Below are 11,979 nucleotides of genomic sequence, written 5' to 3' on the forward strand. Positions count from 1 at the left end.
TCACCCTTTTCTCAAACCCGCTAACCTTTGCACTGGTGCGAAACTGTAGCGGTGATGTTCAGTGGGTCCAAATCTTTGAAGGCAATCCAAGTGCCTCTTTGTGCCATACCCCATATGTTGGTCAAACGCATAATCGGGAAATTTTAAATTCAACGTTCGCATATAATGATCCCGCCATACTTTTGCGACGATTGAAGCAGCTGCGATGGACGGGCAACGCTCGTCGCCTCGAATGACTGCGAGCGACGGCGTATCCTCTACCAGTGACCGAAGATTTGTCACACCGTCGACCAAAATGATGTCGACCTTTGAATCTAATTGAGCGACCGCTCGATACATGGCCAATAAGGACGCACGTTGGATATTATGTTGGTCAATTTCCTCTACTGTGGCTTGACCAACAGCAACCGTGACTGCGACTTCTCGAATCGCTGCCGCCGTCCTCTCTCGCGCCTGACTGGTCAATTTCTTGGAATCAAGACTGCCTAAGGCCGCAAACTCCCGCGGCAGAACGACTGCGGCCGCAACTACGGGACCAGCAAGACAACCTCGCCCTACTTCATCCACCCCAGCAATGGTGGACATCCCGCCGGTGAGCCAATCTTCAAACATACTTCGTGACGATAAGTCTCGCCTACCCATTCACTCGCTGTCTCCATTCTGTGCAATCCCATCATACGAACACCTTGTCGCCAGTCTACCTTGAACTAGGTATTCTTGAACAGCCACCATAGAAGAATGTTGAAGTGAATCGGTTCACGACATCAAATTTCACGAACACCATTCAAAGGTAATGCGACCAAGTTTCCCAGTTTGTGTTTCTCGCACTAAGGCTTCGGACAAACGCTCCACGTCTGGCCGTGCTGCGGACATCAACATTCCACGGCGGATGGCCAAATTGGACAGTTCGCCATCGACCAGACCCACATCGTCCGTCGACTGAAAGTCCACGGTTGCTAAGGAAGACGGCGTGAGACCAAGCCGATCTTCCACAATCTGTGGGTACGACCTTGCCAAAAAAACCACTAAATGCATCGCTAAATCGACCGTGTCCAGGATTTCCGGCTTAATTGCCCCACTCATAGCTAAAATGTAACCAGATTCCGCCGTGTCAAATTTGGGCCACAAGACTCCTGGCGTATCCAGTAGATCGACAGGGCCAATTCGTATCCATTGCTGTGCTTTAGTGATTCCAGGCCGATCTCCCGTCTTCGTCACAGCCCGCTGCGCCAATCGATTAATGAGCGATGATTTACCGACGTTTGGAATGCCGACCACCATCGTCCTAAGCGGTCTTGGGCGAATGCCTCTGCGCGCATCGCGCTCACGCTTCAAAGTAGCCGCCGCTTCCAAAGCCGGCACAATCTGTTTGATGCCTTCGCCCGACTTCGCATCGACAGCAATCGCAGCCATCCCGAGTTTTCGGTAATGAGAGAGCCAACGTTCTGTTTGAATCCTGTCTGCCATGTCCGCGCGCGTCAAAACCATGACACGGGGGCGGGCTCCAATGATATCACTCAGCATCGGATTAGCGCTCGATAATGGCAACCTTGCATCCACCAACTCTACCACCGCATCGACAGCCTTCATCGCGGCCGTCATTTCTCTTCGAGCTTTGGCCATGTGACCAGGAAACCACTGTATGTTTTGCAATGTACTCCGTCCTCTCAACAGTCCATAGCGACCTTCATGCAGAATCGATTTAACCAGCAGGAAATGCCGCCTGTTTGCCACGGGAGTCCGCGCCGGGATTATGGTCAAATCCAACAGCCCTTTTACCGACGACAAGAACGGGAGACCATGGCCTCCCGTTCTTCACGCATGGAGCCAGACAGCCAACCATGCCAGTGTAATTTTTATGCAACTTTACTACCGGATTTCTTTGATACGTGCAGCTTTCCCAGACAAGCCTCGAAGATAGTATAGTTTGGCTCGACGTACTTTACCGCGCCGCATCACTTCAATTTTGTCAACTTTGGGAGAATGAAGTGGGAAAGTCCGTTCTACGCCAACACCGTAGGAAATTTTCCGTACAGTATAGGTGGCACTAATGGCACTGCCACGACGACGTATGACCAGTCCTTCAAACACCTGAATGCGTTCTCGTTGACCTTCTCGTACTTTCACGTGAACGCGCACTGTATCTCCAGGACGAAAACTCGGAATATCAGAGCGAAGTTGTTCACGGGCCACCAATTGCAATAAGTTCATAAGGAATTCCTCCTTTCACAGCCGCGTTCGTGCCAGTTCAGCCGACTGACAGAGGACCGCCGTAGTCACGCGCCGTAGCATACCACAGTACGGCATCGCATTGCAACTTTCCCATTTTAGAGCTCGCCACCATGCGACCAACAAGTCCTAACGCTGACGAAGGCGCCACCTGAAAATAACTCAGTGTGACGCCCAAAGCATATGAGACTATCGTTCCTAGGCAGACACCTTGCGAGACATCCGTCAATGAGATTTGGGAGCGTCAGTTGGCTGTTTCAAGGAAGGAACATCCTCTTGCGAAGACATGGAGTCGGCACGAGACGAGGGAAGTAACTTCTGCAAACTGTACATGATTTCTTGGTCTCGTTCCCACTGTGGCAACTCAGCTTGCATTTTCAATCCAATCATCTCCTCGGAGGCAAGTTTGTGCCTACCGCGGATTCCATGAAGTTTTCTGTGGACGTACATGCTCGCCACATAGGCCTCATTAAGCATGATAGCGCGTCACACGGGTAACACCACCTACAACGCTTACGGAGTTAGCTGACGGGTTTGGGAGCAGGCTTCCCTACGCTACTTGCGCGATTCACCCCAAAAGATTGGTTTCTCCGCTTCTCATGGAATTCAGCGATAGAACATCCTCAGTATACATCATTTCCAGTATGGATGCCACACTTTTTCTCAAACAACGGGTGGCAGGAATGAACATAGCCACTCCTGCCACCCGGAATCCGTCCCGCAGAGAGTTGGGTACGGAAGAACAAAACCATCAGCCGTAGGCTACTTGTCAATCCTTCATTTGCTTAACGAGTGAAGCGGGGACTGTAACATCCGCATACTTTTTGTTCATATTGAATAGCACCGTGGTCGAAGTCAATTCAATCGGCCCAATGTTTGGCAAGGAACCAACCGATGTCGTTTGGACCTCCCGCAATTCATCATTTCGCTTTCCAATCATCAAAGTCATCAACACTGGGGAACTCGACGAAAACACTTCGCCTCCGTCCCACTCCGCTAATTGTTCCACCGCTGCGGCAGGGACTTTTACCGCATAGACCGTGCAGTACTCGTCGACAATGTACTGTGTTGGTTCTAAGTAGACCGGCGCACCTGTCTTGGCTGCACCTTCAAGAATTTGTAGATAAGTCGGAAAGACATCTGGGTTTGACAGCGGCGTGGCCACAGACCAATGACCGTTGATGAAGGAAAATGCCGACTTCCCTTGTTGAAAGAAGTCAATGTTAAAGTCCCCTTCATGAACGCTCATCGACACCTTGTCCGGCTTTTGAATCGAACCATAGGTGGCGTAATAAGGATGCAAAGAGTTGTCCACAACCTCTACCTTTGACTTGATTTGATACTTCTTCAACTGTGTGCCTTTTTGCACTGACGCAAGAATGGCCGACCAGCCATTTGGAGCAATTTTTTGAAACGAGACAGGGGTCATCCCCGCCAACGGCTGTTGAATACTTGGCGAACACCCCACGAGGAAGGTGCAACCAAGCAGCGCGATCCCCCATGCGGAAGCGCGTTTCCATACTTTACGATGACTGGACACGCGACGACCTCCTCTCCCGAATGCGCAGCCCAAAACCTACCAGGCAAATCAAAACGAACGCAACCGCCGTCGCAGGTAGAACAGGCAAATAAGAACGCCGGAGAATTAGATATTCACCGGATCCGTAAATCGAGACGGCAAGGTCTTCTCGACCGCCCACCCATTGAATCGGCTGCACATTGACAACGTTGGTTTCGTAAACACGCCAATTCCGGTACAGTTGACCCTGCCGATACGTATAGGATGTAAAGTATCGCGTTGGAACATCCCGAAGGGCACTTGGGTCGTTCGTGATGATTTCCGGCGGGTCACTGGGCTTCGACTGCAAGACGGCTTCAAAACGCAGCGAGTCATTCGGAGCGGTATACACAAGATGGAATTGACCATCCTTTTGGACCGTCAAAATATACGCTGGCGTCGCATTGACAAAAATGGCATCCCGTCCACCCTGACGCAATGGACCCGTGACAATATTATGTGGCAAGCCGCGAGTCAGCGTCGCATGATACGTGCCGACCACTTGTTGTGAATTCAAGTCAACCACTTGGAGAATATCTGCACCCTCCACCAATACTTGATGCGCTCCGCGGCTGGTGAAGGAACCTTCACTAAGAACAATCTGCCCTTTCACAGGCACGTGTATCGGGGCCCCATGCCACTCGCCTTCCAAGACGTTATGATGTATTTCCAATGCGGGCAAAACCATAGATGAACCAGCAGTTGTGACCGCTTCCTGCCACTCGGACATATCGGTATCCCATGCCTGCTGGGACAGCGCAAGAAAATTCCCCGGATAACTGACTGGCTCGAGACCTAAACTCGTCGCACTCTCAGCATCTAGCGTGGGACTCAAATAGGTAATGACGTGATTGTCAACCACTTTCCAATGCGAGATGGCAAATGGAAAAGTCGATGAAATGAGATCCCATGGCTGTATCTTCCCCATATCTCTGGGAGGTAATGGACGAACTTCTGTGTGTCCGCCGACATGTCGAATCTGTACCAATTCATACTCATGGTCCGCTGACTGCAACAAATTGTAGAGGGAATTTTTTGAGTGAGTTGATTCGCTGGCCAATTCCTTCAATTGTGCTTTGGTGGGAACGGCGAGACTCAACGTCACCAAGCTCTGCCCGTTCTTACCATTGATGACCGCCCAGGGTAGCGCCGGGATATCGGCGGGAATCAGACTCATGCGTCCCTCTTTAGCAATGGTGAAGTGCGTCAAAAACGGCCATTCGGAAACAGGGAGCCAAATCGTGGCGACGAGAATGCCGAGCGTGCTGACCAGAATGTTTCGCCAGCCAGCTTTGGTAATGAAGAGCGCCAGAAAGAACAAACCCAAAAGCATGATCACGCTGTAAATAATGCGAGAATCGGTCGGGTAAAACGCGACACTCGACAGCCCTTGTCCTAATAACAGAGCAAAGACCGTAAACGTGATCCACTTTTTTCGAGCATAAGCAGGAATGCTCGTCAGCCACAACAAAATGATGAGCAGAACAGCAATGACCCCAAGCAACGCCAAATCCTTAACCAGTGGGCCGATAACCCACATGTTAAACCCATTGACAAAGAGAGCCCACAACAGGTATACCAACCACATCCAGCGTCGACTAGTCTTTGACGGATTCATCCTGTTGCCCCCCTTTGCCAAACTTTCGCGTGCCCCAAATCAGAGCCAAGATAACCACTGCGTAATACAAGGCGACCATTGGATTATACTCCCATACATTTTCTACAAAATCGTGCATGGCTACGGCCAAAACCCCAGCAAACAAACCGATGGCCAAGAATCTGTCCCTTCCCAATGCTTTCCGAACAACTTTGCGATAGATTTCAAACAACAGACTGACTTGAATTCCAGCGAATAGAACCAAGCCAACCAAGCCCGATTCGCCAAGGGTTTTGGCGTAATAGTTGTCCGAATAAATGCCATGACGATAGAAAGCCGCAACCTGTCCTCCGTATCTTCCCAACCCGGCTCCAAAAAGCGGATTTGCCGCCATTTTGTCAAACGCCGTCAACCACCGAGAAATGCGCCCCGCCTCCGCAGACTTCAAAAGATATACTGGCGAGAACAAGTCTGCGACACGATGGTGAATGGGCGGCAAGAAAAAACCAACTACCGCAACCACGAGTACAATTAAGAACAATCTGCGGTCAAATAACAGTGCCGAGATGACCATCGCCAACGCGAAAGCGAGCCATGCTCCTCGCGTAAACGTGAACAAAAGCGTAGCGAGACACACCACTACCCCAAATCCATAGAACAACTTTCGCAACCGATGATCTCGTTCTCGCATAAAGAGTCCGATGAGTAGAGGTATCGTCAATTCCATAAAAGCCCCCAACTCATTGGGGCTCTGCAATATCGAAAAAACTCGGGTGCGGACATGCTCGTTCGTATCCACGAAATCCACAGGAATAGGTGCTTTCGTCACGTACTGGTAAATGCCGTTAACCCCAACCAGAACCGCAAGCGACCCCAAAACGTGGAGCAGTTGTGGGACATCTTCTTCGTCGATGACAAAAGGCATGAGGAACGTGTACAGCATGTAGTAAATGTCATCGCGCAGTCCTTGCACTGCCAGAATGGGTTGTCCCAAATTTGCAAACATCATTGCAAAACCAAAGGCGATATACCATCCAGCGAATTTTTGCCACATAAACCACGAAGGTCGAACCCCACTCAACCATCGGCGCACCGCAACAACAAAGAGAATGATGAGCACGATACCGTCCCAGATGACTCCGATCGGATGGATGTATGGCAATCGTAATGTATAATCCACGAGGGGATAGGCCATGTATAAAATCATAGCCCACCGTGCAATCGGATGGTGGCGCAAACCGAGGCGAAGGCGCTTCATCATCTCTGGCCTCGATTGCTCCGTTTCATTGATCATCAAACAAACACACTCCTAACAGAAGTCGAGGTGAACAACCCGACTCTATGGTAGTCAACATCCATTCTAGCCGAGTGTTCTCCAAATCCAAAAGTCATGCGCGCTCCAATTGAAAGACGGGACGCAACTCGCCCACATGGGTCCCCGCATGGTTTTGTAATGTGGGACGATGCCACTTTGATAATTGGGATAAAACTTCGTCGTCCAATACTCGAAGTTGCGAGAGTACCTCGACAATGACCGGACCAGCCGCGCGCCCGTTCCCGTCGTCGATTTTGACACAAATTCCAAGACCATGCGCTGGCAAGCCCACGCAATACACACCTTCTGCACCTGCTTTAGCCAAAATCTTGCCTGGTGCAGCTGCCATTAAATCGGTGCAAAGACGGTCCGTACCTGCAACCATCTCGGGATGGCTCATCATGGCATTGGCAATTCTGGCCATCGCCGCCTCTTGTGAGGTCTCGGCGGTTACCGTGGCCGCCGCAAATTTTGCGTAAGCCAGTGCGAAGCGCTCAAGCGGAAGCGCAAAGACGGGCACACCACATCCATCCACCCCCAGATGGATGGACGATTTGTCCACCTCGCAAACCACTTCGACTGCGTCCAAAATTCGCTGCTGAACCGGGTGGTCCGCTCCAAGATACGTATCTAATGGCTCGCCCAGGTACTTTGCCAACAAGAGCATACCCGTGTGCTTACCGGAGCAGTTATTGTACGCAGCGGTGAGTTCTCGACCTTCTCTCAAGAGAGTCTCATACGATGGAATATAGTAAGGAGAATGAACCCCGCATCGCAGGTCCGAAACGGACAAGCCAGCACGAGAAAGTAACTCCAGAACCAATGCGGCGTGCATTTCTTCTCCGTTGTGAGAGGCACACGTCAATGCAAGTTCTCGCGGAGACAGTTGATAATGATCCGCCGCGCCGCTCGTGACCAAGGGAAGCGCCTGCAAAGGCTTGGCAGAAGAACGTGCATACATGACCCGAGCGGGATCGGACAGGGACGCGTGAATTTGACCAAACCTATCGACAACCGCAATGTCCCCGTTATGAACGCTCTCCACCAACCCACCACGAATCACTTCAACGAGCAATGTCCCCACGCTGCTTCACCCTCTCTTGTTTGCGCTGTTTTCGATATTCAAAACGCTCTGGCGCTGTTTGGTAATGCCATCGCTCTTCCTCTGTTTCAGGAATCACCGGCGGTACGATGGTCGGCTTGCCGTCCGTGCCAAGTGCCACGAACGTCAGATATGAAGTTCCGGTCAGCTTGACTTCTCCGGTAAGAAGGTTCTCCGACTCAATCTTCACAAACACCTCCATAGAAGTTCTATGGGTATACGTAACGAACGCCTCGAGCCGAATAGCTTCTCCCACCTTGATGGGCTGAAGAAAGTCAAGACTATCTGAAGACGCTGTGACCACAGGCATTCGCGAGTGACGCATGGTCGCAATGCTGGCGATTTTATCCACATACTCCATAACTTTACCACCAAAAATCGTCCCGTAATTGTTTGTGTCCGGAGGCAGGACTAAATCCGTCATGACTGTCCTTGAGGCCGAGGTTGGTTTACCGTCCATATCAAAAATTCCTTTCTTATCGAAAACAGACAGGAAGACGAATATGAAATTCCTGCAACTCGCGAAGCGGGCGAATCGATGCTGCTTTCGATGCATTGACAACGCGCGATAGATTAGTTTACACGCAATCCTACAAAGTCCTTCATCATTGTAGAGCGAACCGAGGGTAACATCAACTGTGTGGCCCGACTATTCTCTGTTTTTGCCGTTCCCAGCTGGCAAGCAGTCCTGATGGGCTAAATGCCCATTCGTGCAGACCCGTGTCTTTGTAAATGCCAAAGTGCAAGTGTGGAGGAAATTTCCCTGCCGTCCCTGGCGGTCCATATCCGGTCGAACCTACGTAGCCAATCACTTGACCCGGCTGAACTAAATCCCCTTGTTTTAAACCCTTTGCAAAGGAGGACAAATGCGCGTAATAGTAATAATAATTGTCCCCGTCCCTCAGTCCGATTCTCCAACCGCCGAATCGGTTCCATCCAAGCAACTCGACGTAAGCATAACTACAGGCCAAGACGGGCGTACCGTATGAGGCGAAAATATCCACACCTTCGTGTATTCTGCGTCCTCCAAAACTACGCCCAGCACCAAACGTGTGCTTTACTGAGTAGTTATATCGCTTGTTAATGGGGAAACAATGGCCCTGCGGATGGAGACCAAAGGCCTGGAAGATGCGAGCAAACGCGAAAACTCGGTCCATCGCAACTGGGTCTTGAAACAGGTTCCAAACGGCGTCAGAAAAGTCATCCTCGCCAGATTCGAGGTCAAGCCAACTCGCAAGAGCGGCAATGCGATCTGGCGCGTCAAACGGAGCTGCAAGTCCATCGCCATTCGCATCCACGCCAAGTCCTCCGAACAAGCGAATGGTGGTCGGATTATAATCGTCCGTCAGGGGGTTAGCAAGTCCTGCCCAAGCCAATTCGTCAAAGGCAAATCCATAAAAGGGTGCCTCCAATCGGCCTTGTTTTGACTTTGTCAATTCCGCGTATCGATCGATACCTGCTAAAATGGACCAGGGAACGTCGTACTTGTCACCATACTTCTTGTAAAGCGGCTCCAGTCGTGTATCTTGTTTCGATAATATCTTAGGGGAAACCTTGGATTGAGTTGCGGCATGAACCAGCATCAGCGGGTTGGTGATGCTCATAAATATCATGCCAAGCAACACGAAATCCCATTTTTTCCGCATACGTGTGCACCCTTTCTCCATACGGCAAAACTTCACGGTTTACCTTTTCCGCTTTGGTAGCTCGCTATGCCACGAAAAAACTCAGCCAATTCTTTATGTGCTGCGCCGAGATTTCGAACGATGGATGGAGGATGAAAACATGGAATCCATTTCGGAGATTCGCTTTCAAGTTCGCTCTACAGAAATTGATGTCAATGCCCATGTGAATAACGCCAAGTTCCTAGAGTATTTAGAGTGGGGGCGAGAAGACTGGTTTGAGCGGCGTGGATTGGATTATGAGTATCTCTTGGGGTTGGATGTCATCACAGTTTTGGCGAGGATAGAAGCCAATTATCGCAAAGAAGCAAGGCAAAACGACACTTTGAGGGTAGAGACCCAACTGATCTCAGTGGGCAACACGAGCCTCAAAATGCGTCAATGCATAGACAATCAGCGAGGTGAACTGGTCCTCGACGCAATCGTTATCGTAGTCACTGTGGAAGCAAAACTGCGGCGCCCGACGCGAGTGCCAGACGCCATCCGCCGCCATCTATCGGTCGCCAACCATGAGACTTGATGTCACTTGTTGGGACTCTTGTGTTTTGAGGAACAGCTCGCCATCTAACGAGAAGGCGGACGAAATCCCTCCATTTCCCGAATTTGCGCGTCCGAATAGCCCAAGCTTTTTAATTTTCGACGCATGGGCTCGGGAATGGGTGCTACAATTTCCTGTCCGTCTCTCAAAACGACTCGCAGCGCATGTAGCCACTGATGCACACCTGACTCAATCCCTTGACGTTTGACCTCACGCCAAGCAGAAGGGTTGTATTTGACGTCATCAACGAGTGGATGGCCAGCATTGCGCATGTGAATGCGAATTTGATGAGTACGCCCGGTCACTAATTTAAGCCCGACTACCGTTGTTTCACCAGCACTGGCTATCGGATAGTAGTCCGTCATCGCGAGAACCCCTTCGTCCGACACTTCTGTGCGGTTCCCGGACACTCTTTCCAGGCGAGAGCGAACCGTGCCGCCTTTGATGACCGTACCTACCACGAGTGCCAAGTAGCTTTTCTCGACATCGCGACTTTGTAGTGCATCCGATAGCTCACGCGCTACCACGCCATTTTTGGCGAAGAGAACGATGCCGCTCGTGTTCCTATCCAGTCGATGAACGGGAGCTGGCGTAAACGTGTCCGACGACAACTGGTCGGCTCGGTAAAGATACGCCAAAACTTGACTTACCAAGGTGTTTTTATATTCGCCTGGAGCATCGTGCGTAAGCACTCCCGCTGGTTTGTTGACCGCCATCCAGCCATCCGTTTCGCACAGTACGTCGATGTTGGAATCCACCCCATAAAATTTTTTTGGCGACTTGCGGACCTCTTCGTAGTCCTCTTCTTGCATCCATATACTCAATAGGTCGCCCGTAGATACGACCTGTTCACTTTTTGCTTTTTTGCCATTCAGTTTGACCCGACCTGTCCGCAACATCTTGTAGATGCCCGACAATGGGACACCGGGCAACATTTGGCGTACTACCCGATGTAGCTTTTTCCCATCCTGCATTTCCGTGATGACATGTTCGACCAATGCTTTGACTTCCTCTCTCTGGACCGAAAGAACAGGCTTCTATCCTTCGCCCATGCCTAATTCATCCACACATCCCACCACGACGCCCGTGGTACTGGCCGACCGTGTGCGGGGCAGACCCAATCGAACGACCTTCGGCCAACATCCCGAAGCGACTTCTGCAAAGCCACCTTGTCCCATGTCAAAAACCCCGGGGAAGGACGTAGTTTGCCATTCCGAGTATTGACCAAATCACCTGCTAACAACACATCGCCACTCAAGAGGCAGACGTGTCCGATGGTATGCCCCGGTGCTGGTATGACTTCCAACCCGCCAATTTTTTCGCCTTCTCGAAAAGTCGCCGTGACTTTTGGACGTTCGACCTTCATCATCGTTTGAATCAGTCCCCGCAAGCCTGGCGCTTTTCTTTCTCCATGAATGTAGGGCACCTCTACCTCTGGAGCCCACAGCGTAGCTCCCGATGCATCCTGAAGCCATTTGGCGTTGCCAATGTGGTCTACATCCATATGCGTCAACACGATGTGTGCCAAGTCGGTCGGCTTCAAGCCACACTGCTCTAAGCTCCGCACCAAACGGTCTCTGCGTGAAGCCAAACTTGTATCGACTAAAACAGGCTCATCCCCTAACACCAGATAACTAAAACTCCCCTCGGTGCCGTCTAACAAGTGAATTTTTGGGCTGATTTCCAATCGAGATTCACTCCCCCATCTTGAACCTCACGTCCGATCCGCTATCAGCGTACACACCCGCCTCTAGAAATGCAATCAACCTTTCTCAAGGCCGCACTCGCCAACAGAATCATAGCGCATGAGGAACAGATAAAAGCCCCGAGGGGAGGGTGGACAGAGATGGTCTTCCTCTCTGCACCCCCACACTCGGGGCCTTCGTTCGTCTCTCTCGCCTGGCAACGTCCTACCTTCCCAGGGGTCTGCACCCCAAGTATTCTCGGCGCTGGAGGTC

General features: G+C 51.0%; 13 protein-coding genes and 1 riboswitch. Of the genes, 1 reads left to right on the forward strand and 12 read right to left on the reverse strand.

Translation table 11 applies throughout. From position 1 onward, the window contains the following. The 10 genes from M4I36_RS03525 to M4I36_RS03570 all read right to left on the reverse strand — a co-directional run bounded on the left by M4I36_RS03525 (nucleotide 1) and on the right by M4I36_RS03570 (nucleotide 9,447). Nucleotides 1-642: a ribonuclease HII gene (locus M4I36_RS03525; RefSeq protein WP_258110283.1), complete on the reverse strand. Its 642-nt coding sequence runs from the start codon at nucleotides 640-642 to the stop codon at nucleotides 1-3. 129 nt (nucleotides 643-771) lie between these two features. Continuing rightward, on the reverse strand, nucleotides 772-1,653 hold the full coding sequence (ylqF, locus tag M4I36_RS03530) for a ribosome biogenesis GTPase YlqF (RefSeq protein WP_258110284.1): 882 nt from the start codon (nucleotides 1,651-1,653) through the stop codon (nucleotides 772-774). Between the two features lie 216 nt (nucleotides 1,654-1,869). After that, nucleotides 1,870-2,211: a 50S ribosomal protein L19 gene (gene rplS, locus M4I36_RS03535; RefSeq protein ID WP_258110285.1), complete on the reverse strand. Its 342-nt coding sequence runs from the start codon at nucleotides 2,209-2,211 to the stop codon at nucleotides 1,870-1,872. Nucleotides 2,212-2,454: 243 nt separating this feature from the next. Continuing rightward, nucleotides 2,455-2,610 carry a hypothetical protein gene (locus tag M4I36_RS03540; RefSeq protein WP_258110286.1) on the reverse strand — a complete coding sequence of 52 codons (156 nt, stop codon included), beginning with the start codon at nucleotides 2,608-2,610 and terminating at the stop codon, nucleotides 2,455-2,457. A gap of 114 nt (nucleotides 2,611-2,724) precedes the next feature. After that, nucleotides 2,725-2,851: riboswitch (cyclic di-AMP (ydaO/yuaA leader) on the reverse strand. 147 nt (nucleotides 2,852-2,998) lie between these two features. Continuing rightward, entirely contained in the window at nucleotides 2,999-3,769 is a 771-nt protein-coding gene (locus M4I36_RS03545) for a hypothetical protein (protein WP_258110287.1), read from the reverse strand. Next, nucleotides 3,753-5,405 carry a hypothetical protein gene (locus M4I36_RS03550; RefSeq protein ID WP_258110288.1) on the reverse strand — a complete coding sequence of 551 codons (1,653 nt, stop codon included), beginning with the start codon at nucleotides 5,403-5,405 and terminating at the stop codon, nucleotides 3,753-3,755. The genes M4I36_RS03545 and M4I36_RS03550 overlap by 17 nt, the downstream gene beginning before the upstream one ends. After that, complete coding sequence (locus M4I36_RS03555; RefSeq protein ID WP_258110302.1) at nucleotides 5,386-6,678, reverse strand: O-antigen ligase family protein; 1,293 nt, start codon at nucleotides 6,676-6,678, stop codon at nucleotides 5,386-5,388. Before M4I36_RS03555 ends, M4I36_RS03550 begins: the two co-directional genes overlap by 20 nt. Nucleotides 6,679-6,772: 94 nt before the next feature. Beyond that, complete coding sequence (locus M4I36_RS03560) at nucleotides 6,773-7,783, reverse strand: asparaginase (RefSeq protein WP_258110289.1); 1,011 nt, start codon at nucleotides 7,781-7,783, stop codon at nucleotides 6,773-6,775. Continuing rightward, a complete protein-coding gene (locus M4I36_RS03565; protein WP_258110290.1) occupies nucleotides 7,764-8,261 on the reverse strand; it encodes an acyl-CoA thioesterase in 498 nt (165 codons plus the stop codon). Before M4I36_RS03565 ends, M4I36_RS03560 begins: the two co-directional genes overlap by 20 nt. Before the next feature lie 172 nt (nucleotides 8,262-8,433). Then, nucleotides 8,434-9,447, reverse strand: coding sequence for a M23 family metallopeptidase (locus tag M4I36_RS03570; RefSeq protein WP_258110291.1), 1,014 nt, complete (start codon nucleotides 9,445-9,447; stop codon nucleotides 8,434-8,436). Nucleotides 9,448-9,586: 139 nt separating this feature from the next. On the opposite strand from M4I36_RS03570, the gene M4I36_RS03575 reads away from it, so the two are divergent. Next, complete coding sequence (locus M4I36_RS03575) at nucleotides 9,587-10,003, forward strand: acyl-CoA thioesterase (RefSeq protein WP_258110292.1); 417 nt, start codon at nucleotides 9,587-9,589, stop codon at nucleotides 10,001-10,003. 44 nt (nucleotides 10,004-10,047) lie between these two features. Here M4I36_RS03575 and M4I36_RS03580 read toward each other — a convergent pair whose 3' ends face one another. Together M4I36_RS03580 and M4I36_RS03585 are read right to left on the reverse strand one after the other, a co-directional pair. Continuing rightward, complete coding sequence (locus M4I36_RS03580) at nucleotides 10,048-11,019, reverse strand: RluA family pseudouridine synthase (protein WP_258110293.1); 972 nt, start codon at nucleotides 11,017-11,019, stop codon at nucleotides 10,048-10,050. Between the two features lie 56 nt (nucleotides 11,020-11,075). Next, the gene (locus M4I36_RS03585; RefSeq protein WP_258110294.1) at nucleotides 11,076-11,708 is read right to left on the reverse strand and encodes an MBL fold metallo-hydrolase; all 633 of its coding nucleotides are present in this window, start codon (nucleotides 11,706-11,708) and stop codon (nucleotides 11,076-11,078) included. Nucleotides 11,709-11,979 lie beyond the last annotated feature (271 nt).

Source organism: Alicyclobacillus sp. SP_1, from assembly GCF_024706985.1.
Lineage (GTDB): Bacteria > Bacillota > Bacilli > Alicyclobacillales > Alicyclobacillaceae > Alicyclobacillus_I.

Bases quoted from the DNA above. Each gene is read 5' to 3' on its own strand.
- M4I36_RS03555 (WP_258110302.1), bottom strand. From the start codon at position 6,678: ATGATCAATGAAACGGAGCAATCGAGGCCAGAGATGATGAAGCGCCTT.
- M4I36_RS03570 (WP_258110291.1), bottom strand. From the start codon at position 9,447: ATGCGGAAAAAATGGGATTTCGTGTTGCTTGGCATGATATTTATGAGC.
- M4I36_RS03550 (WP_258110288.1), bottom strand. From the start codon at position 5,405: ATGAATCCGTCAAAGACTAGTCGACGCTGGATGTGGTTGGTATACCTG.
- M4I36_RS03565 (WP_258110290.1), bottom strand. From the start codon at position 8,261: ATGGACGGTAAACCAACCTCGGCCTCAAGGACAGTCATGACGGATTTA.
- M4I36_RS03575 (WP_258110292.1), top strand. From the start codon at position 9,587: ATGGAATCCATTTCGGAGATTCGCTTTCAAGTTCGCTCTACAGAAATT.
- M4I36_RS03525 (WP_258110283.1), bottom strand. From the start codon at position 642: ATGGGTAGGCGAGACTTATCGTCACGAAGTATGTTTGAAGATTGGCTC.
- rplS (WP_258110285.1), bottom strand. From the start codon at position 2,211: ATGAACTTATTGCAATTGGTGGCCCGTGAACAACTTCGCTCTGATATT.